At 69.5% G+C, this 24451-nt stretch carries 19 protein-coding genes; 5 read left to right on the top strand and 14 right to left on the bottom strand.

What is annotated here, in order from left to right:
• The first annotated feature begins 5 nt into the window (after positions 1-5).
• Positions 6-992 carry a branched-chain amino acid ABC transporter permease gene (locus AC1DMS_RS24700; protein ID WP_478181927.1) on the top strand — a complete coding sequence of 329 codons (987 nt, stop codon included), beginning with the start codon at positions 6-8 and terminating at the stop codon, positions 990-992.
• A gap of 52 nt (positions 993-1044) precedes the next feature.
• Here the strand turns inward: AC1DMS_RS24700 and AC1DMS_RS24695 are convergent, their stop codons facing one another.
• From AC1DMS_RS24695 to AC1DMS_RS24680, 4 genes are all read right to left on the bottom strand, one after another.
• The gene (locus AC1DMS_RS24695; RefSeq protein ID WP_478181926.1) at positions 1045-2880 is read right to left on the bottom strand and encodes a bifunctional metallophosphatase/5'-nucleotidase; all 1836 of its coding nucleotides are present in this window, start codon (positions 2878-2880) and stop codon (positions 1045-1047) included.
• 90 nt (positions 2881-2970) lie between these two features.
• Entirely contained in the window at positions 2971-3426 is a 456-nt protein-coding gene (locus AC1DMS_RS24690; protein WP_478181925.1) for a hypothetical protein, read from the bottom strand.
• 99 nt (positions 3427-3525) lie between these two features.
• Positions 3526-4602: a lipocalin-like domain-containing protein gene (locus AC1DMS_RS24685; RefSeq protein WP_478181924.1), complete on the bottom strand. Its 1077-nt coding sequence runs from the start codon at positions 4600-4602 to the stop codon at positions 3526-3528.
• Entirely contained in the window at positions 4602-5678 is a 1077-nt protein-coding gene (locus tag AC1DMS_RS24680; RefSeq protein ID WP_478181923.1) for a PLP-dependent cysteine synthase family protein, read from the bottom strand. The genes AC1DMS_RS24685 and AC1DMS_RS24680 overlap by 1 nt, the downstream gene beginning before the upstream one ends.
• Before the next feature lie 99 nt (positions 5679-5777).
• On the opposite strand from AC1DMS_RS24680, the gene AC1DMS_RS24675 reads away from it, so the two are divergent.
• Positions 5778-8324: a penicillin acylase family protein gene (locus tag AC1DMS_RS24675; RefSeq protein ID WP_478181922.1), complete on the top strand. Its 2547-nt coding sequence runs from the start codon at positions 5778-5780 to the stop codon at positions 8322-8324.
• A gap of 591 nt (positions 8325-8915) precedes the next feature.
• Here AC1DMS_RS24675 and AC1DMS_RS24670 read toward each other — a convergent pair.
• Positions 8916-11522 carry an FtsX-like permease family protein gene (locus AC1DMS_RS24670; RefSeq protein WP_478181921.1) on the bottom strand — a complete coding sequence of 869 codons (2607 nt, stop codon included), beginning with the start codon at positions 11520-11522 and terminating at the stop codon, positions 8916-8918.
• A gap of 100 nt (positions 11523-11622) precedes the next feature.
• Here AC1DMS_RS24670 and AC1DMS_RS24665 point away from each other — a divergent pair, with 100 nt between their 5' ends.
• Positions 11623-13026, top strand: coding sequence for a serine hydrolase domain-containing protein (locus AC1DMS_RS24665; RefSeq protein ID WP_478181920.1), 1404 nt, complete (start codon positions 11623-11625; stop codon positions 13024-13026).
• Positions 13027-13045: 19 nt separating this feature from the next.
• Here the strand turns inward: AC1DMS_RS24665 and AC1DMS_RS24660 are convergent, their stop codons facing one another.
• The 5 genes from AC1DMS_RS24660 to AC1DMS_RS24640 form a co-directional block, all read right to left on the bottom strand.
• The gene (locus tag AC1DMS_RS24660; RefSeq protein WP_478181919.1) at positions 13046-14275 is read right to left on the bottom strand and encodes an RNA polymerase sigma factor; all 1230 of its coding nucleotides are present in this window, start codon (positions 14273-14275) and stop codon (positions 13046-13048) included.
• Entirely contained in the window at positions 14272-14643 is a 372-nt protein-coding gene (locus AC1DMS_RS24655; RefSeq protein WP_478181918.1) for a YciI family protein, read from the bottom strand. The genes AC1DMS_RS24660 and AC1DMS_RS24655 overlap by 4 nt, the downstream gene beginning before the upstream one ends.
• Before the next feature lie 148 nt (positions 14644-14791).
• A complete protein-coding gene (locus AC1DMS_RS24650; RefSeq protein ID WP_278876028.1) occupies positions 14792-16153 on the bottom strand; it encodes an NAD(P)H-dependent oxidoreductase in 1362 nt (453 codons plus the stop codon).
• Between the two features lie 4 nt (positions 16154-16157).
• Positions 16158-17063: a phytanoyl-CoA dioxygenase family protein gene (locus AC1DMS_RS24645; protein ID WP_012748569.1), complete on the bottom strand. Its 906-nt coding sequence runs from the start codon at positions 17061-17063 to the stop codon at positions 16158-16160.
• The gene (locus tag AC1DMS_RS24640) at positions 17060-17767 is read right to left on the bottom strand and encodes a GntR family transcriptional regulator (protein ID WP_478181917.1); all 708 of its coding nucleotides are present in this window, start codon (positions 17765-17767) and stop codon (positions 17060-17062) included. The genes AC1DMS_RS24645 and AC1DMS_RS24640 overlap by 4 nt, the downstream gene beginning before the upstream one ends.
• 114 nt (positions 17768-17881) lie before the next feature.
• On the opposite strand from AC1DMS_RS24640, the gene AC1DMS_RS24635 reads away from it, so the two are divergent.
• Positions 17882-18838 (top strand): threo-3-hydroxy-L-aspartate ammonia-lyase, encoded by a 957-nt coding sequence (locus AC1DMS_RS24635; protein WP_478181916.1) that lies wholly within the window; start codon positions 17882-17884, stop codon positions 18836-18838.
• Positions 18839-18846: 8 nt separating this feature from the next.
• Here AC1DMS_RS24635 and AC1DMS_RS24630 read toward each other — a convergent pair whose 3' ends face one another.
• From AC1DMS_RS24630 to mutL, 4 genes are all read right to left on the bottom strand, one after another.
• On the bottom strand, positions 18847-19497 hold the full coding sequence (locus AC1DMS_RS24630) for an ABC transporter ATP-binding protein (protein ID WP_478181915.1): 651 nt from the start codon (positions 19495-19497) through the stop codon (positions 18847-18849).
• Positions 19494-20483, bottom strand: a complete 990-nt coding sequence (gene miaA / locus AC1DMS_RS24625) for a tRNA (adenosine(37)-N6)-dimethylallyltransferase MiaA (RefSeq protein WP_478181914.1) — start codon at positions 20481-20483, stop codon at positions 19494-19496. Before miaA ends, AC1DMS_RS24630 begins: the two co-directional genes overlap by 4 nt.
• A gap of 33 nt (positions 20484-20516) precedes the next feature.
• Positions 20517-21515: an alpha/beta hydrolase gene (locus tag AC1DMS_RS24620; protein WP_012748564.1), complete on the bottom strand. Its 999-nt coding sequence runs from the start codon at positions 21513-21515 to the stop codon at positions 20517-20519.
• Positions 21516-21700: 185 nt separating this feature from the next.
• Positions 21701-23584, bottom strand: coding sequence for a DNA mismatch repair endonuclease MutL (mutL, locus tag AC1DMS_RS24615; RefSeq protein ID WP_478181913.1), 1884 nt, complete (start codon positions 23582-23584; stop codon positions 21701-21703).
• A 168-nt stretch (positions 23585-23752) separates the two neighbouring features.
• Here mutL and AC1DMS_RS24610 point away from each other — a divergent pair, with 168 nt between their 5' ends.
• Positions 23753-24421 (top strand): DedA family protein, encoded by a 669-nt coding sequence (locus AC1DMS_RS24610; protein ID WP_062366482.1) that lies wholly within the window; start codon positions 23753-23755, stop codon positions 24419-24421.
• Positions 24422-24451: the final 30 nt, after the last annotated feature.

Genomic DNA, 24451 nt, shown 5'->3' with positions numbered 1-24451 from the left:
AGTCCATGAAGAAAATATCGCTCGTCGTCTACGGGGTGCTGCTGCTGGCGCTCATCGCGGCACCTTTCATCGGCTTCTATCCGGTGTTCGTGATGAAGGTGCTGTGCTTTGCGCTCTTTGCCTGCGCCTTCAACCTGCTGCTGGGCTACACCGGCATGCTGTCCTTCGGCCATGCCGCGTTCCTGGGCGGCTCGGCCTACCTCACGGGCCATGCGCTCAAGGTCTGGCACCTCACGCCCGAGCTCGGGCTGATCGCGGGCACGCTGGCCGGCGCGCTGCTCGGACTGGTGTTCGGCTGGCTGGCCATCCGCCGCCAGGGCATCTATTTTTCGATGATCACGCTGGCGCTCGCGCAGATGATGTACTTCGTCGCGCTGCAGGCGCCCTTCACTGGCGGCGAGGACGGGCTGCAGAGCGTGCCGCGCGGCAAGCTCTTCGGCCTCATCGACCTGCGCGACGACCTCACGATGTATTACGTCGCGCTGGTGATCGTGGTGGCGGCCTTTCTGCTCATTGCGCGCACGGTGCATTCGCCGTTCGGGCAGGTGCTCAAGGGCATCAAGGAAAACGAGCCGCGTGCCATCTCGCTCGGCTACGACGTCAACCGCTTCAAGCTGCTGGCCTTCGTGATCTCGGCCGCGCTGTCGGGCCTGGCGGGCTCGCTCAAGACGCTGGTGCTCGGCTTCGCTTCGCTGAGCGACGTGCACTGGACCGCTTCGGGCCACGTGATCCTGATGACGCTGGTGGGCGGCCTGGGCACGCTGTCGGGCCCGCTGGTGGGCTCGGCGGTCGTGGTGCTGCTGGAGAACAAGGTGGGCGACTTCGGCACCTTCATGGCGCGCCTCACCGGGGTCGACTGGTTCAACACGCTCGGCGAGTCGGTCACCATGGTCACGGGCCTGATCTTCGTGATCTGCGTGCTGGCGTTCCGCAGGGGCATCATGGGCGAGGTCATCGCCTTCATCGACCGGCGCCGCGGCAAGAAGGCCTGAAGCGAAAGAAGGCGGATTCTGTCCGCCTTCTTCGCTTCTGGCGCAAGCCCGCTCAGGGCAGCGCCGTGATGCGGTTGGCCGCGGGCGGCGCGAGCGGGCTGTTCGCCTTGATGTAGGCCTCGAGGGCGTCCACGTCCTGGTCGCCGCCGAGCGTGTCGGTGCCCTGGTTGAAGACCGTGAAGTTGTCGCCGCCGGTGGCCAGGAAGCTGTTCATCGTCACGCGGTAGCTCGCGCCGTCGGTCATGGCGGTTCCGTTGAGCGCCATGTTGCCGATGCGCGAGCCCGCGGGCGCCGAGAGGCTGTAGCTGTAGCTCAGGCTGCGCGAAGGCAGCAGCACCCTTGGCGAGGCGACCGTGTTGCTGCCGCTGTTGAACTGCTGCTCGAGCAAGGCCTTGATCTGCGCGCCGGTCATCGTCTTCACCACCAGGCTGTTGCCGAAGGGCTGCACGCTGAAGATCTGGCCATAGGTCACGCTGCCGTCGCCGGCCGGCACCAGGTCGGCGCGCACGCCGCCCGGATTCATGAACGCGATCTGCGCGCCGCCCTTGTTGCTGGCACTGGTGGCGGCGAGCTGCGCATCGGCGATCAGGTTGCCCAGCACGCTTTCGCGCGAGGCCGCCTGGGTGCGCGTGGCCGGGCCGGAGAGCGTGCCCACCACCCGCTGCACCAGCGGCGCCGCGACGGACAGGTACTGGCTGACGAGCGCGGCCACTTCCTGGTTCTTGCCGAACACGGGGTACTGGTCGGTCAGCGCCACCGTGGTTGCGCCGCTGGTGTAGGCCTCGCCCTGGACGATCACGTTGTCGGCCGACTTGGCCGTGACCTTGCGGGTGCGCGTGTCGATCGTCAGGTTGATGTCGGTCAGCAGGGTGCCGTACTGGCCGGCGCTGGTCAAAAGGAAGGGCTTGGCCGGGTTGGTCTTGCCATAGTCGCAGGTGTAGGAGCGGTGCGTGTGGCCCGAGATCACCACGTCGACGGAGGCGTCGAGCTTGTCGAGGATCGGCAGGATGTCGCCGCTCAGGCCGGCGCAGCTCTTGTCGTTGTAGCCCACGGTGGTGGTGCCGCCCTCGTGGACCACCACCACGATGGCGTCGGCGCCCTGGGCCTTCAGCTGCGGGATCAGCGCGTTGGCCGTGTCGGCCTCGTCCTTGAAGCTCAGGCCCGCGACGCCGGCCGGCGTCACGATGCTGGGCGTGCCCTTGAGCGTCATGCCGATGAATGCGACCTTCACCGTGGCGCCGTCCTTGGTGAAGCTCTTGATGCCCGTGGCGGGGAACAGCGTGGTGCCGTCGCTCTTCACGGTGTTGGCCGCCAGGAAGCCGAAGTTGGCGCCCGGGAAGGCCTTGTTCACGCGGCAGGGCTCCAGCGGCGTGTTCTTGGCGCAGCCGCCGTTCTTCATGCGCAGGAGCTCGGTCTGGCCCTTGTCGAACTCGTGGTTGCCGACCGCATTGAAGTCGATCTTCATCGCGTTCACGGCCTCGATGGTCGGCACGTCGAGGAACAGCGCCGACACCAGCGGCGAGGCGCCGATCATGTCGCCGGCCGAGACCACGGCGTTGTTCTCGTTCTTCGCCTTGAGCGACGCGATGGCCGAAGCGAGGTAGGCGGCGCCGCCGGCGGGCACCGGCACCGTGCCGCCGCCGTTCGCCGGGGCGGTGATGGAAAGCCGGGGCGGCTCGAGGTTGCCGTGCAGGTCGTTGAAGGCGATGAGCTTCACGTCCATGCTGCCGGGCGCGGCCGGCGCCGGCGCAGGGGGCGGTGCCGGCGCCGGTGCGGGTGGCGGGAGGAACGGAATGAACCCGTTCGAATTGCCGCCGCTTCCGCCGCAGGCGGACAAGGTGGCCAGGACCACCCCCGCCAGGGCGAGATGTTTCAACGATGCGTGCATGAGCCAGCCTCTCCTCTTTGATGGAATGCAGCAGCGCATGCTGGACATGGCAGATGACGTCGCCATGACCGCCCCGCGCAGGAAGCGTGATCAGGGCAGGGGAACCACGCGGATGGCCACGCCGGGGCCGAAGGCGCGCTGCAGCAATTCGCCCGCCTGGGCGCTCTGCGCATCGCCGGGCGACTGCACCGCCAGCCATCCCTCGGTGGCTTGCCGTTGCAGGTGCCAGCCCTCCTGCCCGATGCGGATCAGGCTGGCGAGCGACGCGGCGTCCGCGATGGGCAGCGCGGTGGGCACGATGTCGAGCCAGTCCACCACCTGGTCGGCTTCGCCGCCGAGCCGCGCGGTCGCGCCGTCCACCAGCGCGCGCTGCATGGCGGCATCCCTGACCGCGCCTTGCAGCACGATGCCGTTGCCGTGCCAGCGGATTTCAAGCGCTGCGTTCGTTGCCGATGGGGCCGGCCGCGCGGCTGCGAACACCCACGCGGCGCCTGCCGCGGCCAGCAGCGCCATCAGCAGCGCGATGAGCCGGAGTCGTCTGTTCATTCGAGCCTTGGCGCACGACCATCGTGCAAACGTCGAGTGCCGAGTTCAGGGGCCCGCCATGACGGCGTGATGACAGCCGCACAGGGCTGCTGCGCGGCCTCAGAGCCGCAGCGGTGCGGCGTAGCCGGTCATCTCGAGGTAGCCCCGGCCGACACGGCGGCCTTGCGCATCGACGAGGTCGCTCAGGCCTTCCCAGTACACCCCGCCGGTGGAGCCGCGGCTGTCGAGCTCCTGGTCGTCGAGCAGCGCGCGCACCTCGAAGCTGCCTGAGGGCGTTTGCACGCGCCAGCGGGTCGGGTACTTCGCCTGCGTGCGCGGGCTCGTCCACGTATCCGCGCCGTCGAAGCGCACCTCGTCATTGTTGAAAACGCGCAGCGCGCCATCGCGCATGCGAAACGATCCGCCGGCCCACAGCGCACTGCTGTCGCGGCGCCGCAGGCGAAAGGCGGTGAGGGCGCTGCCGTCGTCCAGGTTCATGCCGATCCAGTCCCAGCCCACGGCCTCGGGGTGCATCAGCGCCTCGCTCCATTCGTGGTCGAGCCAGGCGGTGCCGTCGACGTCGAAGGCCTGGCCCTTGAGCGCGAGCCTGCCCTGGGTGCGCAGCTGCGGCTCGCTGTAGTAGTAGCTCGCCTGCGCTTCCTCCGGTCCCTTGCGCGAGAGCCCGGCCTTGCCCTGCAGCAGCACCGGCTGCGTGGGCGTGAAGCGCAGGTCGAGCGAGAACTCGCCGGCCGGGATGCGTGCCGAATAGCTGCCGTCCTCCCTGCGCACCAGCGACCAGTCGCGCAGTCGCACATCGGTGTCGGTTTCGCTGGCCGATGCAACGCCGAAGCCCGCGCGCGCAATGCGCTGGTCGTGCAGCAGCACGCGGCCTTCGAGGTCGGTGACGGCCGCATGCGCGAACACCAGGTTCCTGGCCGCGAAGGCCGAGCGCAGGCCCTCTGCCGCATCGACGCGCGAGCGGAAGAAGGTCACCTGGAAGCCGAACTCGCGCCCCGCGGGGGTCTTCGCGTGGCCCGTGATGTACCACCACTCGGTCTGCAGATCAGGGTGGCTGCCGTAGTCGCGCGGGAACTGCAGCGTGCGCGCGGGCAGTGCCCAGCCTGCGGGCGCGGCGGCCAGCGCCGCAAGCAACAGGCTGCGGCGCGAGAGCTTGTGAAAGAAGGCAGGCGGCGGCATCACCCCGCAACCAGTGCGTCGATGCGCCGCTGCGCCGGGCCGATGTCGCCGAACGCGTTCTGCACCCAGGCGGCATCGTGATAGCTCGGCAGGTAGCGCTCGCCCGCATCGCACAGCAGCGAAAGGATGGAGCCCTGCCGGCCGGCCGCGCGCATCTCGCCGGCAATGGCCAGCATGCCGACGAAGTTGGTGCCGGTCGACGGGCCCACCTTGCGGCCGAGCAGCGCCGAGAGCGCGTGCATGGCGGCCACCGAATCGAGATTGGGCACTTCGATCATCCGGTCGACCAGCGAACGGATGAAGCTCGGCTCCACGCGCGGCCGGCCGATGCCTTCGATGCGCGAGCCCGCCGCGGTCAGCGTGGCGTCGCCGCTGCGGTGGTAGGCCGAGAACACCGAGCCCTCGGGATCAGGCACGCACACCTGCGTGTCATGGCAGCGGTAGCGCAGATAGCGCCCGATGGTGGCGCTGGTGCCGCCGGTGCCTGCGCCCACCACGATCCACGCCGGCACCGGATGCCGCTCGCGCGCCATCTGCTGGAACATGCTTTCGGCGATGTTGTTGTTGCCGCGCCAGTCGGTGGCGCGCTCGGCGTACGTGAACTGGTCCATGTAGTGGCCGCCGGTCTGCTCGGCGAGCGCGTGCGCTTCCTCGTAGACCTGCGCCGCATGGTCGACGAAGTGGCAGCGCGCGCCGTAGAAGGCGATCTGCGCCACCTTCTCGGGCGAGGTGCTGCGCGGCATCACCGCGATGAAGGGCAGGCCCAGCAGCCGCGCGAAATAGGCCTCGCTGACCGCCGTCGAGCCGCTCGAGGCCTCGACGATGGTGGTGCCCTCGCGCACCCATCCGTTGCACAGCGCATAGAGAAAGAGCGAACGCGCGAGCCGATGCTTGAGGCTGCCGGTGGGATGGGTCGATTCGTCCTTCAGGTACAGGTCGATGCCGGCCGCGGCAAGCGCGGGCAGCGGCAGCGGGATCAGGTGCGTGTCGGCGCTGCGCTGGTAGTCGGCCTCGATACGGCGGATCGCGCCGCCGAGCCAGCCGCTGCAGGAGGAAGAGGAGGGTGTTTGCTGCATGTAGGAGGAAGTCTACAAGTCATCCCTCGCAGCACCCAGCGAACGCGCAAATCGGGATACTGTGCGCTGCCAAATTCCACCCGGCAGGAGACAAGACGCATGAGAACAAGACACCTGCGCCCCACGTCGCGGCGTTCGTCAGGTCAAAGGCATTCCATTGGCGCCACGGCGCTCGCGGCCCTGGTGCTCGCGGGCTGCGCATCCGGGCCGCCCGATGTGCAGACGCCGCCGCGCGCGCCGACGTCCTTCGCGGTGCCCGGCCTGGAGAAGCCCGCCGAGGTGCTGATCGACCGCTGGGGTGTGCCGCATCTCTATGCGGGCACGCTCTACGACGCCTTCGTTGCGCAGGGCTTCATTGCCGCGCGCGACCGGCTCTGGCAGATGGACCTCTGGCGCAAGCGCGGCCTGGGCGAGATGGCCAAGGACTTCGGCCCCGCCTGGGTCGAGAGCGACCGCGCCGCGCGCGCCGTGCTCTACCGCGGCGACATGTACCGCGAATGGCTGGCCTACGGCTCCGATGCCAAGCGCGTGGCCGAGGCCTTCACGGCCGGCGTCAACGCCTATGTGGCGCAGGTGCGTGCGCAGCCGGCGCTGCTGCCGAAGGAGTTCGCGCTGCTGGGCTACCAGCCGTCGACCTGGTCGGCCGAGGACGTGGTGCGCATCCGCCATCACGGCCTCACGCTCAACTTCACGTCCGAGATCGACCGGGCGCGCGCCTTCTGCGCCGGCGGCCAGGGCATCAAGGCCGACTGGCTGCGCCGCGAGCTCGATCCGCCGGTCACGCCCAGGGTGCCCGTGGGGTTCGACCCCTGCAGCATCCCGGCGGCCGAGCTGCGCGCGGCCTACCTGCGCGCCACCGAGCCGCCGCGCTTCACCAAGGCCAACACACGGCTGGCCGGCACTGCGATCGCGTCCGCGCTCCTGCCGCCCGGCAGCGCCGAAGCTGCAGCACGCAGTGCCGAGGAGGAGCAAGAGCAGCAGCAACAGGCGCTGCAAGGCGATCCGACGGCCGCCTATGGCAGCAACAACTGGGTCATCGCGCCGAAGCTCACCGCCACCGGACGCCCGATCCTTGCCAACGATCCGCACCGCGCCCATGGCGCGCCGAGCCTGCGCTACATGGCGCATCTCAGCGCGCCCGGCATGGACGCCATCGGCGCCGGCGAACCCTTCCTGCCGGGCCTCTCGATCGGCCACAACGGCACCATCGCCTTCGGTCTCACGCGCTTCTACATGGACCAGGAAGACCTGTACGTGTACCAGCTCAATCCCCGGAACCCGAACGAGTACCGCTACCAGGGCCGATGGGAGCCGATGACCCGCGTCACCGAGCGCATTGCCGTGCGCGGCGAGAGCGCGCCGCGCGAGGTGGTGAACACCTTCACGCGCCACGGCCCGGTGCTGCTGTCCGAGCCTGGCAAGCGGCGCGCATTCGCGCTGCGCGCCGCATGGCTCGAGCCCGGCATGGCGCCGTACTTCGGTTCGATGGACTACATGCGCGCGCAGAACTGGGACCAGTTCCGCGCCGCCATGAACCGCTGGGGCGCACCCGGCGAGAACCAGGTCTATGCCGACCGCAACGGCAACGTCGGCTGGATACCGGGCGGCCTCACGCCGATCCGCCCCAACTGGGACGGCCTCATGCCGGTGCCGGGCGATGGCCGCTACGAGTGGTCGGGCTTTCGCAACGGCGACGAACTGCCCTCGGAGTTCAACCCTGCGCGCGGCTATGTCGTGACCGCGAACGAGAACAACATCCCGCCCGATCATCCGGCCGCGAAGAAGGGCATCGGCTACGAATGGAGCGACGGTGCGCGTGCGCGCCGCCTCAAGGAGCTGTTCGAGAGAAAGGCCGCCTCGGGTTCGCGCTTCACGCTCGAGGATTCGGAGCGCATGCAGAACGACATCGTCGCCACGCCGGCCCAGCGCCTGCTCAAGCTCCTGGCCGGCCTGCGCAGCGACGATGCCCGCACGGCCGCCGGCTTGCGGCTGCTGCAAGGCTGGGACGGCACCATGGACCGCGACAGCGCCGCCGCTGCGCTGTACGAAGTGTGGAGCGCCAAGACGCTGCGCGCGGCGGTGCTCAAGGCCGGTGCCGGCGAAGCCGCGGCCTCGCTGGCAGCACCCGGGGACAACACGCGCATGCTGCTGCTGCTGGAGAACCCCTTCGGCTGGGTGAGCGATGCACAGCGCGATGCGCTCTTGCTCGAAACCCTGCCGCCCGCGATGCAGGAGCTCACGGCCAAGCTCGGGCCCGACATGTCGGCGTGGAAGTGGGGCGCGCTGCACCGCGCGGAGTTCCGCCATCCGCTCGGCGGCGTGGTCGATGCGGCCACGCGCAAGAAGCTGGAAGTCGGCGACTGGCCGATGTCGGGCTCGGCGTTCACGCCGATGGCGGCCAGCTACCGCGCCAATGACTACAAGCTCACGTCGGGAGCTTCGTTCCGGATGGTGCTCGACGTGGGGAATTGGGATGCCTCGCGGGCGATCAATACGCCGGGGCAGTCGGGGGATCCGGACAGTCCGCACTATCGGGATCTGGCGCCGCTCTGGCTCGAGGGGAAGTATGTGCCGCTGGTTTATAGCCGGGGGGCGGTGGAGAGGGAGACTGTGGAGAGGGTTCGGTTGATGCCTTCTTTGCCTTAGGTTTTTTGGGGGGCGGGGGCCGGGATTCCGCCCGGCGGCGGACTCACTTTCTTTTGCTTCGCCAAAAGAAAGTAAGCAAAGAAAAGGCGACCCCACTGTCTGCGACCCTTCGCTGCGCTACGGGCAACCTGCGGTGCTCGCGTTTCGCGGGGTCTCGCCCAAACTCGCTTCGCTCAAACAAGGGCGAGCCCTGATCCGCGAAACGCTGCGCTCCTCGGCGCATACAGAGGGGAGGGCAAACCACACGGGCCTTTGCTTCGCTCGGCCACCAAGCCACCGCAGGCGCGTAGCGCCTGCGGTGGTTGATATTGAGTTGGGCTGTTGGTCTTGGGGCCGAGCGAGAGCGAAGGCCGCCCGCTCCCACCCCTTCTGTATGCGCCGAGGAGCGCAGATGGAGGCGGGATCAGGGCCGCAGCTGTTTGAGCGAAGCGAGTTCTGCGGACCCCCGCCGGAATCGAGCACCGCAGGTTGCCCGCAGCGAAGCGGAGGGACGCAGACAGTAGGGTCGCCTTTTCTTTGCTTACTTTCTTTTGGCGAAGCAAAAGAAAGTGAGTCGCCCGCCGGGGCGAGTCCCGGCCCCTGAACCCAAAACTACCAATCCTCCTTCACAGCCAAAACAACATCCCTCCCCGCAGCAGCCCGCCCCGCCAGCCACGCAGTCACCGTCCCCGCAGCAACCACGGCAGCGCAGAGCACCAGCAGCCGTCCCCAGGGCACCAGCAGGTCCATCGTCCAGTGAAAGCTCTGCGGATTGACCACCTTCACCAGCACCACCGACACCGCGAGCCCGAGCAGGAGCCCCGCCACGGCGCCGATCGCGGTCCACGCCGCGCCTTCGCCCGCCACCACCGCCAGCACCTGCCGCCGCGTGAAGCCCAGGTGCGCGAGCAGTCCGAACTCCTTGCGCCGCGCCAGCACCTGCGCGCTGAAGCTCGCGGCAATGCCGAACAGGCCGATGGCAATGGCCACGGCCTGCAGCCAGTAGGTCACTGCAAAGCTGCGGTCGAAGATGCGCAGCGAGGTGGCGCGGATCTGTCCGACCGACGAGATCTCGACGTTCGTCGCAGTCGAATCGGAGCCGTCGCCGCGTGCCGCCAGCTCGCGCACCGCGGCCTGCACCGCGCCCTCGGACGTGCCGGGCGCGAGCCACAGTGACACGTCGCTCACGTTGCGTTCGCCCGTCAGGCGCTCGAAATCGCGCGCGTCCATCGTGATGGCGCCGAACTGCCGCGCATAGTCGCGCCACACGCCCGCGACGAAGAACGCAGCCGGGGGAGAGCCCGCGGTGGCCAATGCCGGCGAAAGCGGCGCAAAGAGCGAACCTGGCTTCGCGCCATACAGCTCGACCATCGGCTCGCTCACGTAGATGCCGACCTGGCCGGCGGGCACCGGCAGCGCGGGGCCCACCAGCGGCAGCGCCTGTGATGCGCCGCCTTCGAGGCTTCGCGCGATCAGCGTGACGGCGGGTTGCGCGGGGTCGAGCTGCAGCGAGCGGGTTCGCAGCGTACCGATGCGTTCCACGCCCGGCAGCCGTGCCAGCGCCTGCACGAAGGCCGGCGCGAAGGTGGCGGTGTCGCTGCTGCTCTGGGTGCCCGAATTGCCGGAGCGGCCGCTCGAGGTGGCGCGAACATAAAGATCGGCCGGCAGCACCACGTCGAGCCAATGCGTGACCGAATCGCGAAAGCTCGCCACCATCACCGTGAGCGCCACCGCAAGGCTCAGGCTCGCGACCACGCCGCTCACCGCCACGGCCGCGGTGCCGCGCATGCGCCGTGCGCGCTCGATGGCCAGCATCGGCAGCACGCGCTCTGCGAACACAGGCGCGATGCGGTCGTACAGCAGCGCAATGAGCCAGGGCAGCGCGGTGATGCCGCCCACCAGCAGGCAGCCCACCGAGAGATACGCCGCTATCGGAATGCCGCCGACAGCCGGCATGTTGGCCAGCGCCGCGCTGGCGGCAATGAGGCCGAGCGCGGGCCAGTGGCCATGGCTCTGCACGGGTGCGGCGCCCAGACCCTTGAGCGTTTGCGCTTCGGGCAGCGCCTGCGCCGCGCGCGCGGGCCACCAGCCACCCACCAGTGCCGCGAGCACGCCGAGCCCGCCGTACAGCAGCGCCGAGGCACTGCTCCAGTGCAGCGTGGGCGCCACGCCCTCGAAGTAGCCGCCGCCCAGATCGCCGCCGAGCACGCGCAATGCGAAGGCTGCGAGCGCTGTGCCCAACGCGAGGCCGGCGCTGCTTCCGATCAGGCCCAGCACCAGCGATTCGACCAGCACCAGGCGCAAGCGCTCGCGCGGCGTCAGGCCCAGCACGCCGAGCAGCGCGAACTGCTGCGCGCGCTTGGCCACGCTGAGCGCCAGCACCGAGAACACCAGGAAGGCCCCGGTGAAAAGCGCCACCAGCGCGAGCACCGTCAGGTTGACGCGGTAGGCGCGCGAGAGATTGCTCACGCGTTCGGCCGCATCGCCGGGCTCGGCAAACTGCAGGCCGGCGGGCCAGCCCGGTGAACGCTGCAGCGATGCGGTGAAGGCCGCGCGGTCGGTGCCGGGAGCGAGCTTCAGGTCGACGCGGCTGAGCTGGCCGAGCTTGTCGAACAGGTCCTGCGCGGCCCCGATGTCCAGCACCGCCAGCGCCGCGCCGCCGGCGGCGACGTGGCCTGCCACCTCGAGCTGCCGCCAGGCGCCGCCGCCGGTGCGCAGCTGCACCGTCTCCACGCGGCCTTCTGTTGCTTCGGCCGGGAGCCCGAGCGCGCTGCGCGCCGCCGCGTTGAGAAACACATGGCCCGGCGCGAGCATCGCAAAGCGCGCGGCGTTCCTGCCGGGCTGCGGCATCAGCGCTGGCGCGATGGTGGGCAGCGCCAGCGCATCGATGCCGATCACGCGCATCGGCAGCTGGCGTTCGCCGGCCAGCGCGAGCCCCTGGAATTCGAGCACCGGGCTCGCGAGCGCCACCTGCGGATGCTGCGCGAGCCGTGCGAACACCGCTTCGTCGAAGCTGCCCTGCACGGCGCGCACTTCGAGATCAGGCTGGCCGTTGACCGAGCGCACGGCGCTCGAGAATTCATCGAGCGCGGAAGCGTTGATCAGCTGCACCGAGAACGCGAGCGCCACGCCCAGCATCACGGCCAGCACGGCCGCGGCGTTGCGCCAGGGATGGTGGCGCAGTTCCTGCCATGAGAAGGTGGAGAGCAAGGCACGCATGACGCGATTGTGGCCGCCGCGCGCCAAGTTCCGCGGCCGTGGCACCATGGCGCCTCTTCGATGCCTGGGGAATTCCACGATGCGGCTTTCTTGCTCCGCCTTGGCCCGCCGATGGACGGCCGCCTGGCTTGCTGCCCTGCTGCCGGCCGCCGCCGCATGGGCACAGCCGCTGCCCATCACCCTGGCCAGCGATCCCGCCGCCATCGCGAAGACGGCGCTGGGCGCCGAAAGGGGAACGCTGGTGGTCGGCGTGCTGCGCGGCGGCAACGCCGCCTATGGCGTGGCGCACAACCCCGAGCCGTCAGGCGCAATGCGCGCGATCGAGCCGAACAGCGCCGAGCAGCCGATGTTCGAGATCGGCTCCGTGACGAAGGTGTTCACGGGCCTGCTGCTGGCGCAGTCGGTGGAGCGCGGCGAGGTGAAGCTCGACGACGCGGTGGGCCAGCTGCTGGCCGGCAAGTTGGCGGCGCGGCTCTCTCCTGCGGTGGCCTCCGTGACGCTGCGCCAACTCGTGACCCACACCGGCTGCATGCCCGTGATGGCCGATGGCGTGGCCGGCGGGCCCGCGCTGGCCGCGCAGTTCCGTGCCTTCGACAAGGCGGCGTTCTGGGATGCGCTGTCGCGCATCCGGCTCACGGCGCCGGCGCCGCCCTGCGAAGCGGCGTACAGCAATTTCGGGATGGCGCTGCTGGGCCAGGTCCTGGCCGAACGGCTCGGCACCACCTGGGGCGAGCTGGTGCGCGCGCGCATCACCGAGCCGCTGGGCATGAACGACACGGTGATCCAGCTCGGCGACAAGGCCTCGCGCATGGCCCCGGCCTTTGCCGGCGACCGTCGCCAGCGGCTGCTCGACATGGCGGCCTATGCGCCGGCCAGCGCGCTGCGTTCCACGGCGGCCGACATGCTCACGCTGAGCCGCGCGATCCTCGCCGGCGCCAGCGGTCCGCTGGGCCCCGCGGCCGTGCGCATGCTCACGCCGCTCGCGCGCTACGAAGGCGCCGAGATCGGCTATGCGGTGATGGTGCGCGGCCCCGAGGGCGGCCGGCGCACCTACTACCACGCCGGCGTGACCGAGGGCTACCGCACGCTGTGGCTGCTTGCGCCCGACACCGGAGAAGCACTGATCGTGCTCGGCAGCAATGCGCGCGCGCCGCTTCAGTCCGTGATGCTGGCCATCGGCAAGAGCCGCTATCCGGTGCCGACCGCCCCGGTGCCGATCGATCCGCAGCGCCTTGCAGATTACGAGGGCGAGTTCCGCATCAACAGGGCCAAGACGCTGGGCTTTGCGGTGCGCAGCGGCCGCCTGCTGGTGCGCGAGACAGGCCGGGGCTACAACGCGCTCACGCCCATCGGCAGCGACCGCTTCGCGGTCACGGCCATCGGCGCCGAGGTCAGGTTCCGGCGCGGCGAAGGCAACGCGGTGGTCGGCGTGACGCTGGCGCAGGGCGGCAGCCGGCTCGATGCGCAGAGGGTGGGCGAGGCGGTGGCCGCTCCGCAGGATTGACCGCTCCGGCGCCAGAAGATCAAAGCCGTTCCGACATTGCGTTGAGGTAGGCGCGCACGGCGGCGTTGCTGCTGAGGCCGATCGCGCGGTCGTAGGCCTGGCGTGCCGCGGCGCGCGCACCGCCGGCTGCGAGCAGGTGCGCGCGGGCGGCCCAGAACGGCTGGTAGCTTTGCACCTCGGCCGCCGGCATGGCCTCCAGCGCGCGCAGGCCGACGTCGGGGCCGCGCGCATTGGCCAGTGCGCAGGCCAGGCTGACCTGGGCACCGATGCTGGGCCGCAGCGCCAGCAGTCCTTCATAGAGCGACACCAGCACTTCGGGCGGCACGGGCGCACCCACACGGCGCTCGCAATGGGCCGACTGGATGGCGGCCTCCAGCTGGTAGGGGCCGAGCGATTTCATCTCCGAGGCCCGGCGCAGGCAGCGTTCGGCCTCCGCGAGCAGGTCGGGGTTCCAGCGCAGCGGGTCCTGCTGGTCGAGCGGCACGTAGGCGCCGGCCTCGCTGCGCCGGGCCGCGGCGCGGCTTTCGCAGAAGAGCATCAGCGCGAGCAGGCCCAGCGGCTCGGGCTCATCGGGCATCAGGCTGCACAGGATGCGGCCGAGGTCGATGGCCTCGGCGGTGAGGCCGCGCGGCAGGGCGTCGGCGCCGTCGACGTCGTCCCAGCCGGTGCCGTAGGCGGCGTAGATGCCGCCCTGCACGTCCTGCAGCCGCTGCGGAAGTTCGCGCGCATGCGGATATTCGAAGGGAATGCCCGCGGCCCGGATGCGTGCCTTGGCCCGCACCAGCCGCTGGCCCAGCGTGGAAGGCGCGGTGAGAAAGGCACCGGCCATGCGGGCCGCGTCGAGCCCGAGCACGGTCTGCAGCATCAGCGGCGCGCGCGCCGCCGCATCGATGGCCGGATGCGCGCAGACGAACATCAGGCGCAGCCGCTCGTCGGGCACGGCTGCGCCCTCAGGGGCGTCGTCCATCTCACCGGCCAAGAGCAGCAGCGACTGCGTCGCATCGTCCTGCACGCGGCTGTGGCGCCAGGCGTCCAGCTTGCGGTGCCGCGCCACGCTCAGCAGCCAGGCCTCGGGCTGCGCGGGAATGCCGTCGGCCGGCCAACGCTCCAGCGCGCGCGCGAAGGCCTCGGCGAGCGCATCTTCCGATGCGGCGATGTCGTGCGTGCGCGCGGACAGGATGGCCAGCAGGCGGCCGTACGACTCGCGCGCCGCACGTTCGGCGGCCTGGTGAGCCGCCGGGTGGTTCACGGGGTGGCCGCCGCGAGGGCCGTGGCCGTGAAGACCGGCCGCACCTCCACGCCCCCGCTCGCTGCGCAGGGCGCGCGGGCCGCCCATTCGAGCGCGGCATCGAGGTCCGGCACGTCCACCACGAAGTAGCCGCCGAGCTGCTCCTTGGTGTCGGCAAAGGGGCCGTCCTGCACCTGGCGCTTGTCGCCGCGCACGCGCAGCGTGGTGCCGGTCATCGGCGGCAGGAGGCCGTGCCCGCCGAGCGAAATGCCCGACTGGCGCACCGCATCGGCATACGCCACCCAGCTGGCCCGGTAGGCCTGCGAGGACGCGTCGTTCCGCTGTTCGAATTCGGCCGCGGGCTGATAGAACATCAACATGTACTGCATGGTGTCTCTCCATCGTGGAAAAGAGGCTGAGCAGGATCGCTCACCACAATGACGGCCCGCAGCCGGTCATTTCGACACGGCGTCCGTGTCGAGCAGATGATTTTTTACGCGATTGCCGTTCGGCGCAACGGTTGCGCTACCTAGGCTTTCAGGCCGCCTTGGCCTGCGCGGCGGGGGCGAACATGGCCTCCATCTCGCTTCGCAGCCGGTAGGCGGAGGTCGAGGTGTCCATGGCCACGTCGGCCCAGCAGAGGCTCTGGCCCTTCTTCACCGGTCGCACCAGCTTGACGCTGTGCGCCAGCCCGAGCGGCAGCCCGCCCAGGCCGAGCGAGCGCTCGGCCGGCAGCAGCTTGCCCCAGACGGTGTAGCCGCCTTCGCCGTCGAGCATTTCGCCGGGCGCGAGATCGCGCTTGGCCGTGGCCACCACGTCGGCGTTCCAGCAGGTGGCCACGCCGGTCGGCTCGCCGCGCAAGGCGACGCTGGCCACCGACATGCCGACCTCCAGGCCGATCAGGTGCCAGCGCTTGTAGAGCGTGAAGTAGCGCCCGCTCGGGTCGGTGTGGGCGTTGTATTCCTCGAAGCAGTTCTTGATGTAGTCGGTCTCGGCCTCGACCGTGACCCACACGCCCATGCGGATGTCGTAGGGGATCTTTCGCCCGTTGGCCTCGAGCGAGGAAATGACCTCGACCATGCCCTTGCGTTCGAGCACGCCGCCTTCGCTCCGGGGGCGCGTGACGAAGGGAATGTCCTCCACGCTCGCGGGCGGGTAGAGCAGGCCGTCCGAAGGCACGGTGAGCCCGGTGGCGTTGGCCACCGCCGAGCTTTCGATGGACGGCTTGGAGCCGTCGAGAAAGCTGTTGAACATCTTCGGATTGAGGCCGCCGCGCAGCGCCTGTTCGGGCGTCAGGCCGTAGTTGCCCCAGACGGTCTCGGGCGTCGATTCGGTGAAGTGCGGCAGCCACTTGTGGCCGCGTCCGGCCGCGACCACCGGAAAGCCGCAGGTGCGCGCCCAGTCGACCAGGTCGCAGATCAGCGCGGGCTGGTCGCCGAAGGCCAGTGAATAGACCACGCCGGCCTGCTGCGCGCGGCGCGCGAGCAGCGGGCCGCAGAAGGCATCGGCCTCGACCGTGACGTTGACCACGTGCTTGCCATGTGCAAACGCATCCAGGCAATGCTCGACGGCTGCCACCGGGTTGCCGGTGCACTCGACCACGATGTCGATGGCGGGCTCGCGCGTCACGGCCTGCCAGTCGTCGGTGATCCAGGTGCTGCCCGTCTTCAGGGCCTCCTGCACCGAACCCGCCGCGGCGCGCTCGGGCTTCCAGCCGACGCGCTCGAGGTTGGCACGTGCCGCCGCGGGCGAGAGGTCGGCAATCGCCACCAGCTGCACGCCGGGCGTGCGCGGAATCTGCGCGAGGTACATCGAGCCGAACTTGCCGGCGCCGATCAGGCCGATGCGGATGGGGCGGCCTTCGGCGGCGCGCTGCTGCAGGCGGGCGTAGAGGCTCATGGCGTCAGGCCTCCGCGGTGTCGAGGACTTCGAGCGAGGTCTGCAGGGCACTCTCGGGCAGTCCGTTCTTCCACGGCACCTCGACCGGGTAGGGCTTGAGCAGGCAATCGTCGGGCAGCAGCTCGATGGGCGCGAAGTTTCTGTGCGCGATGTACTCGGGCCGCTTGTGGCGCCGGATGTGGTTGCTGACAGCGCACAGGCTCAGGTACACCGCCACGCGGTTGAACGGCGAAAGATTGCTGCCCGAGGCATGCACGAGGCAGCTGTGGAACAGGATCATCGAGCCGGCGGGCCCCTTGGGCGAGACGATGCCGCCCCCGACGTGGCGGCCCGCCGCGTCGTAGTGGCCTTTGCCGCCAGCGCGGTCCACCAGCTGCCGGATCAGGTCGTTGTCCACCGTCCACAGCGGATAGCTGGTGGTCGTGAGGTCGTGCTTCGCATCCACCACGCCCTTGCGGTGGCTGCCCGGAATGAACATCAGCGGGCCGTTGTGCTCGTTCACCTCGTCCAGGAAGATCGCGACGTTCATCGCGCGCTCGGTGGGCATCAGGTCGTCGTTGAGCCAGGTGCCGTAGTCCTGGTGCCACTGCCATACGTCGCCTTCGAACGCCATCTTGCCGTTGATCTTGAACTGGTGCATGTAGACCTCTTCGCCGAAGAGGTCCATCACCGGCTCCACCATGCGCGGATGGCGCGCGAGCCGCGCAAATGGCTCGCTGATCAGGTGCGCGGCAAAGTTGGTGCGCACCGCATCCGAGCCCTTCTCGCGCACGTTGAAGGCCTCGCGCTTGCTGTACAGGTCGGGCACCGCATCGGTCAGCGCCCTGGTTTCTTCGGGCGAGAAATGGCCGGGAAAGAACAGGTAGCCGTCGCGCTCGAACTGCGCGCGTTGCTCGGGGGTCAACTTCATGCCTTGTCTCCTTTGCGGGTGGGGGTGGATGCGGATGCGGTGCGCGCGAGCTGCTGCGCGAGCCGCCGGCCCAGTGCCTCGCTGGCCCGGGCGACGTGTTCCTCGCTCAGCTGCGCAGCGCGCTGCGCATGGCCGGCCGCAATGGCGGCGGCGATGGCTTCGTGCTCGTCCCAGAGCGTCTCGCGCTGCGGCTCGGCCTGCAGCACGGCGCCCATCGCGCGGCGCAGGTGGCGCCAGTGCTGGTCGGCGCTCTGGCCGATCAGCGGATTGCCCGAGGCCTCGTAGATGGCCTGGTGGAAAGCCATGTCGGCATCGATCATGGCTTCGACATTGCGCCCGCGCGCTGCACGGCGGCCGCGCTCCAGCAGCTTGGGGTCGATGCGAAAGCGCTGTGCGGCTGCAAGCCGCGCGGCCAGCACGTCGAGCGCGCCGCGCACCTGGTAGACCTTGCGCATCCAGTCGGCGTCGAGCGGCGCCACCAGCACGCCGCGGCCGGGCGCGTCGTGCACGAAACCGTCCTTCTTGAGCAGGCGCAGCGCCTGCAGCACGGGCTGGCGCGACACCGACAGGCGCTGCGCGATGTCTTCCTGCGTGATCCGCTCGCCGGGCGCCAGCGCGCCGCTGCTGATGGCGCCGAGCAGGGCGCGATAGACCTGGTCGACGAGGTCGGGCGCGGCTTCGATGCTGACGAGCTGGGCGGGCATGGACGGCTTTCCTTGAACTCTGTATACAGAGTACGGAATCCGGAGCCGCCGCGCATCCCGGGTTTTTACCCATGGGGGCTGCAAAAGAAGGTAACCCGCCGCTAAGCTCGGCCCATGCAACTACCTACCTACGACGACGTCATCGCCGCGGCCGCGCGGCTTGAGGGCCACGCCCACCGCACGCCCGTGCTGCAATCGCAGACGGCCGACGAACGCTGGGGCGCCAAGTTCTTCTTCAAGTGCGAGAACTTCCAGCGCATGGGCGCCTTCAAGTTCCGCGGCGCCTTCAACGCGCTGTCGAAGTTCGACGCCGTGCAGCGCAAGGGCGGCGTGATCGCGTTCTCTTCGGGCAACCATGCGCAGGCCATTGCGCTGTCGGCCCGGCTCCTGTCGATGCCGGCCGTGATCGTCATGCCCAAGGACGCGCCCGCGGCCAAGGTCGCGGCCACGAAGGGCTACGGCGCCGAAGTGGTGATGTACGACCGCTTCACCGAAGACCGCGAGGCGCTCACGAAGCGGCTCGCACAGGAGCGCGGCATGACGATGATCCCGCCCTACGACCACCCGGACGTGCTCGCGGGGCAGGGCACGGCGGTGAAGGAACTCATCGAAGAGACCGGCCCGCTCGACCAGCTGTTCGTGTGCCTGGGCGGCGGCGGGCTGCTGTCGGGTTCGGCGCTGTCGGCGCGCGCGCTGGCGCCCGGTTGCAAGGTCTACGGCGTGGAGCCCGAGGCGGGCAACGACGGCCAGCAATCATTGCGCGCGGGAAAGATCGTGCACATCGAAACGCCCAAGACCATTGCCGACGGCGCGCAGACGCAGCACCTGGGGCAGTACACCTTCGGCATCATCCGGCGCGACGTGGACGACATCTTCACCGTGACCGACGCGCAGCTCGTCGATGCAATGCGCTTCTTTGCCGAGCGCATGAAGATCGTGGTGGAGCCGACCGGCTGCCTCGCCTTTGCGGGCGCGATTGCCGCGGGCAAGGCCATCGCGGGCCAGCGCGTGGGCATCGTGGTCAGCGGCGGCAACGTCGACCTCTCGCGCTACGCGGCGCTGCTCGCGTAGCAGCCCGCTCAGGCGCGGATTCCCTCGGCCGTGAGGTGCAGCAGGCGGTCCGCACGGGCTGCCGCGCTCTCGGAATGCGTCACCAGCACCAGCGAAGCGCCGTGCTTGCGCGTCTGGCCGATCAGCAGTTCCATCACCTTCGAAGCGGTGCCCGGGTCGAGGTTGCCGGTGGGCTCGTCGGCCAGCAGCAGGGCGGGCCGGTGCACCAGCGCGCGCGCGATGGCCACGCGCTGCAGCTGGCCGCCAGAGAGCGTCTGCGGCAGCCGCGCGCCCATGCCGGGCAGGCCCACCGCATCGAGCATGTGGGCGACGCGGCCTTCATCGCGCTTGCCGCCCAGCAGCATCAGCGGCAGCGAGACGTTCTGCGCCACGTCCAGGTGCGGCAGCACGTGGAAGGCCTGGAACACGAAGCCCACGTGGCGCCGGCGCCAGAGCGCGCAGGCTTCGCCGTCGAGCGCGCCGATGTCGACGCCGCCGTGCGTGACCGTACCCGCGTCCCAGCTGTCGAGCCCGGCCATGCAGTTGAGCAGCGTCGACTTGCCGACGCCCGATTCGCCCACGATGGCAACGAACTCGCCGGGCTCGACGCCGAGCGTCACGTTCTCGAAGACGGGCACGTCGCCGTAGTGCTTGGCGAGCCCGGAAATGCGCAGGGTCATGCGGTGTTGCCTGCGATGCGTTGAACAGCGGTCTGCAACGCGCCGGGCGCGTCGCAGGCGATGACGGTGCGCGCCGGCATGCTGCGCAGCCAGGTGATCTGCCGCTTGGCGAGCTGGCGCGTGGCCGCGATGCCGCGCTCGCGCAGCGTGCCGATGGCCTTGGCATCGGGCTGCGCGCCGCCGCATGTGTCGAGCATCTCCCAGGCCTGCCGGTAGCCCACGCAGCGCATCGAGGGAAGCTCGGTGGAAAGATCGCCGCGTGCGCGCAGCGCCCTGACCTCGTCGAGGAAGCCGGCGGCCAGCATGGCGTCGAAGCGCTCGGCAATGCGCGCATGCAGCCACGCGCGGTCGGTGGGTTCGAGCGAGAACAGCGCACCGCCGGCCAATCCTTTCACTGCCTTGTCCTTGTCGCCGGCATGAAAGCTCGACAGGGGCTGGCCGCTGCTTTCCCACACTTCGAGCGCGCGCTGGATGCGCTGGCTGTCTTGCGGCGCGAGCCGCGCGGCCGTCACGGAGTCGACCTTGGCGAGCCGCGCATGCATGGCGGGCCAGCCCAGCGCGGCGGCTTCGGCGTCGATGCGCGCGCGCACGGCGGCATCGGCGGCGGGCATGGCGTCGATGCCGTCGAACAGCGCCTTGAAATAGAGCATGGTGCCGCCCACCAGCAGCGGCAGGGCGCCGCGCGTGCGGATCTCGCCGATGAGCCGTGTCGCGTCGGCCACGAAGGCGGCGGCGCTGTAGCTTTCGCGCGGATCGAGGATGTCGATCAGGTGGTGCGGCACGGCGGCCTGCTCGGCCCGGCTGGGCTTGGCGGTGCCGATGTCCATGCCGCGATAGACCAGCGCCGAATCGACGCTGACGATCTCCACCGGGCGCACCCGCGCCAGCGCGAGCGCCACCGCCGTCTTGCCGGAGGCGGTCGGCCCCGCGAGCGCGATGTATGTCGGGTTTTCAGGAAGGCCGGAGGCGGCAGCGGAGGGCGGCATAAGCGCCCGAGGGTAACAACAAAACCGGAAGCTTCAGATCGCCTGCGCGCTGGCGCTGGCCTTGCCGCGCGCTTCCTGCGGCAGGGCGGGCGAATCGGTGCGCGGGGACGCCGGTGCGGCCGGCAGCGATGGCGTGCCGCGCAGCACCGGCGTGCCTTCCCCTTGCCGCGAAGCCAGCGTGGTCTCGGGCTTCATGCGGAACAGCTGCGAGAGCGCCGAGCGGTACTGAGCCTCGCCGATCGAATTGGTGTTGTGGTGCGAGCCACCCTCCACCAGCACGAAGAGCTTGGGCACGGTGGCCGCGTTGTAGAGCTTGCGGCCCAGCGTGGGGTTGATCAGGCTGTCGGCGGTGCCATGCACCACCAGCAGCGGCGCGCCGATGTCCTTGACGCGGTTGATGGCCTCGAAGCGCTGCGTGATGAACGGGCCGAACGGCAGCCAGCCCCACTTGAAGCCGCTCACCACGTCGGCAATGGAGGTGAAGGTGCTTTCGACGATGGTGCCGCTCTCGTCGTTGACGCTGGCGGCCAGGTCGATGCCGATGGCGCCGCCCAGCGAGTGGCCGAAGATGTAGCGGTGCTGCCGCGGATGCCGGGCCGCGAGCCAGGTCCAGGCGGCGCGCGCGTCCTCGCGCGCCGATTCTTCCGAGGGCAGGCCCTTGGAGCTCTTGCCGAAGCCGCGGTAGTCGATGGCCAGCACCGAGAAACCGAGCTCGTGCATGCGCTGGATGCGCGGCGCCGATCCGGCCACGTTGTAGCGGGCGCCGTGCAGGTACAGCATGACCGGACGGTCGGTGGTCTCGGGCTCGCCGCCGAGCCAGAGGCCGTGAAGGCGGGCGGATTCGCCGGTGATGGAGGACTGGAAGTCGATCCAGACGTCCTGCATGCCCTCGGTCATGGTCGCGGTGTTGCCCCAGCTGCGGTCGCTGGGTTGGAAGATCCACTCGCGCTGCTGTTCGTCGAATGTGGAGCAGCCGGCGGCCAGGAGGGCGCACAGCGAAAGAACGGAGGCAAGGAGGGACCAGCGTTTCATGGACTAGAGGGACAGCGAAGCCGGCGGAAAGTTCATGCTCGAGCAAGGAGCGCGCCGACACTGCGCCCCAGCACTTCCCCCCAAGCGCCCTCAAGTGGCACTTTGTTCTACATATGCAACGCCCGTGCCCGCTTCGCGGATGACCTCCAAAAACTCCGGAAAAACCCTCAAAATGCCCCGATTTGCTATCTGCCGCGCATAAAAAGCGCGTCCAGCTCCCGAATCGACAGCTGCCGCCAGGTCGGGCGGCCATGGTTGCACTGGTCCGAACGCTCGGTGGCTTCCATTTGACGTAATAAAGCGTTCATTTCGTCGATCGTGAGCCTGCGGTTGGCCCGGACCGCACCATGGCAGGCCATGGTCGAGAGCAATTCGTTCTGCGCGCGCTGCACCACGGTGCTGGCATCGTGCTGCGCCAGTTCGGCCAATACGCTGCGCGCAAGCTCCACCGGATCGCCATCGGCCAGAGTGCCCGGCACCGCACGCACCGCAAGGGTGCGCGGCGAAAACGGCGTGATTTCCAGCCCCAGCGTGGGCAGCACCGCGGCGCAGGCCTCGGCGGTGGCCACTTCCTGGGGCGTGGCCGCGAAGGTGGCCGGGATCAGCAGCGGCTGGCTCGTGATGGCGGCGCCGTCGAGCTGGGTCTTGAGCCGCTCGTAGACGATGCGTTCGTGCGCCGCGTGCATGTCGACCACGATCAGGCCCTGGCTGTTCTCGGCCAGGATATAGATGCCCTGCAGTTGCGCCAGCGCGCGGCCCAGGGGCCAGGCTTGCTCATTGGTGGACGGGGCGCCAGGAGCCGTCGATTCGGCCGGCAGCCCGGCAGGGGCCCGGAACGCTGCGGGCGCCGCTTCGGCAGCGGGCCAGGGGGAAGCGCCGGATCCGGGGTTCAAGGCGCCGGTCCGCTGGGGCCACAGGGCCTCGAAATCGCCGGCGCCGCGCTCCGCCGCCACGAAATTGATGCCCGGCTGGGCCCAGGCTGCACCTGACGCGGGCACGTTCGGCTTGAAAAAGGGTTGCTGCGGCGCCGCGGGCGTGACGGCATCGCCCGCGCGCGGTGCCGCAAGCGCGTTCTCGATCGCATGGCGCACCGTCTGGTGCACCTCGCGGCCATCGCGAAAACGCACCTCGATCTTGGTCGGATGCACGTTCACGTCGACGCGCGACGGGTCGATTTCGAGGTACAGCGCATACACGGGCTGGCGCTGGCCGTGCAGCACGTCCTCGTAGGCGCTGCGCACGGCATGCGAGAGCACCTTGTCGCGCACGAAGCGGCCGTTGACGTAGAAGAACTGCTGGTCGGCGCGCGAGCGGGCCGCATCCGGAATGCCGGCACGGCCGGCCACGCGCACCGCGCCGCCCAAGTACTCGACGGCCACGCTCTGCGCCACGAAGTCGTCGCTGAGCGCGTCGGCCAGGCGCTGCTCGCGCCGGTCGGCGGCGCGCCACTGTTCCATCAGCTTGCCGTCGTGCCACACCGAAAAGCCGACCTCCGGCCGCGCCAGCGCATGGCGGCGCACGGCCTCGATGCAGTGGGCCAGCTCGGTGGCGTCGGTCTTCAGGAACTTGCGCCGCGCGGGGGTCGCGAAGAAAAGCTCGCGCACCTCGACCGTGGTGCCGACCGCGCGGGCCACCGGCCGCAGTTCGCCGGTGCGGCCGTCGAGCGCGAAGGCGCCGTCGGCACCCGCAAAGCGCGAAAGAATGCTGAGCTCCGCAATGGCGTTGATGGCCGCGAGCGCCTCGCCGCGAAAGCCCATGGTGCCCACGGTCTCGAGGTCGTTCAGGCTCGCGATCTTGCTGGTGGCATGGCGGCGCAGTGCCACCGTGAGCTCTTCGCGCGGAATGCCCTGGCCGTCGTCCTCCACCGAGATCAGCCGCACGCCGCCCGAAGCCAGCCGCACCGTGACCTGGCGCGCGCCGGCGTCCAGCGCGTTGTCGAGCAGTTCGCGCACCACGGAGGCCGGGCGTTCGACCACTTCGCCCGCGGCGATCTGGCTGATCAGCTCGTCGGGAAGTTCGCGGATCGGACGGCGTTCGGGAGACGGAATGGAAGAGGGAAGGGCGCTCACGCGAGCATTCTAGAAGCCGGTTGCCGCCGCCGCGCGGCAGCGTGTCAGGCCGCCAGGTACATCGGGCTGCTGGCGCCAGACCAGGTCTGGATGTATCGACCTGTCATGTTGGATCTCCGAATTCTTCATGGGACGCCATGCGGCGCGCAGCAAGGATAATCCGCGACCATGGAAATCATCAGCTTTCTCGTCGACTTCATCCTGCACGTCGACAAACACCTCGAGGCCTTCGTCGTTGCCTACGGCCCCTGGGTCTATGCGCTGCTCTTCCTGATCGTGTTCGTGGAGACAGGCGCGGTGGTGATGCCTTTCCTGCCCGGCGACTCGCTGCTCTTCATCGTGGGCGCGCTGTGCGGCGTGGGGCTCATGAGCTTTCCGCTGGCCTGCGCAGTGCTCATTGCCGCGGCCATCCTGGGCGACCAGTGCAACTACAGCATCGGCCGCTACTTCGGGCCCAAGGTCTTCAAGTGGGAGGACTCGCGCTTCTTCAACCGCAAGGCCTTCGACCAGGCCCATGCGTTCTACGAGCGCTATGGCGGCATCACGATCATCCTTGCGCGCTTCATGCCCTTCATTCGCACCTTCGCGCCTTTCGTGGCCGGCGTGGCCGAAATGAGCCGCGCGAAGTTCAGCATGTTCAATGTAGTGGGCGGGCTGGTCTGGGTGCTGGGCATCGCGACGGCGGGCTACTTCTTCGGCAACCTGCCGTTCGTGCGCGAGCATCTCGACAAGATCATCTGGGCGCTGATCTTCGTGCCGGGCCTGATCGCGATCTTCGGTGCCTGGCGCGCATCGCGTGCAGAGAAGGCGCGCGCGCAGCTGCCGTCGAAGGCTTGATCGGCACCGGAAAAAAAAGCGCGCCAGTGA

The sequence above is a fragment of the Variovorax sp. 05T418 genome, from assembly GCF_056396385.1.
Note: the sequence above shows the minus strand (reverse complement) of the source record. Positions and strands in the feature narration are given on the sequence as shown.

Bases quoted from the DNA above. Each gene is read 5' to 3' on its own strand.
- AC1DMS_RS24700 (WP_478181927.1), top strand. From the start codon at position 6: ATGAAGAAAATATCGCTCGTCGTCTACGGGGTGCTGCTGCTGGCGCTC.
- AC1DMS_RS24695 (WP_478181926.1), bottom strand. From the start codon at position 2,880: ATGCACGCATCGTTGAAACATCTCGCCCTGGCGGGGGTGGTCCTGGCC.
- AC1DMS_RS24690 (WP_478181925.1), bottom strand. From the start codon at position 3,426: ATGAACAGACGACTCCGGCTCATCGCGCTGCTGATGGCGCTGCTGGCC.
- AC1DMS_RS24685 (WP_478181924.1), bottom strand. From the start codon at position 4,602: ATGCCGCCGCCTGCCTTCTTTCACAAGCTCTCGCGCCGCAGCCTGTTG.
- AC1DMS_RS24680 (WP_478181923.1), bottom strand. From the start codon at position 5,678: ATGCAGCAAACACCCTCCTCTTCCTCCTGCAGCGGCTGGCTCGGCGGC.
- AC1DMS_RS24675 (WP_478181922.1), top strand. From the start codon at position 5,778: ATGAGAACAAGACACCTGCGCCCCACGTCGCGGCGTTCGTCAGGTCAA.
- AC1DMS_RS24670 (WP_478181921.1), bottom strand. From the start codon at position 11,522: ATGCGTGCCTTGCTCTCCACCTTCTCATGGCAGGAACTGCGCCACCAT.
- AC1DMS_RS24655 (WP_478181918.1), bottom strand. From the start codon at position 14,643: ATGCAGTACATGTTGATGTTCTATCAGCCCGCGGCCGAATTCGAACAG.
- AC1DMS_RS24650 (WP_278876028.1), bottom strand. From the start codon at position 16,153: ATGAGCCTCTACGCCCGCCTGCAGCAGCGCGCCGCCGAAGGCCGCCCC.
- AC1DMS_RS24645 (WP_012748569.1), bottom strand. From the start codon at position 17,063: ATGAAGTTGACCCCCGAGCAACGCGCGCAGTTCGAGCGCGACGGCTAC.
- AC1DMS_RS24640 (WP_478181917.1), bottom strand. From the start codon at position 17,767: ATGCCCGCCCAGCTCGTCAGCATCGAAGCCGCGCCCGACCTCGTCGAC.
- AC1DMS_RS24635 (WP_478181916.1), top strand. From the start codon at position 17,882: ATGCAACTACCTACCTACGACGACGTCATCGCCGCGGCCGCGCGGCTT.
- AC1DMS_RS24630 (WP_478181915.1), bottom strand. From the start codon at position 19,497: ATGACCCTGCGCATTTCCGGGCTCGCCAAGCACTACGGCGACGTGCCC.
- miaA (WP_478181914.1), bottom strand. From the start codon at position 20,483: ATGCCGCCCTCCGCTGCCGCCTCCGGCCTTCCTGAAAACCCGACATAC.
- AC1DMS_RS24620 (WP_012748564.1), bottom strand. From the start codon at position 21,515: ATGAAACGCTGGTCCCTCCTTGCCTCCGTTCTTTCGCTGTGCGCCCTC.
- AC1DMS_RS24610 (WP_062366482.1), top strand. From the start codon at position 23,753: ATGGAAATCATCAGCTTTCTCGTCGACTTCATCCTGCACGTCGACAAA.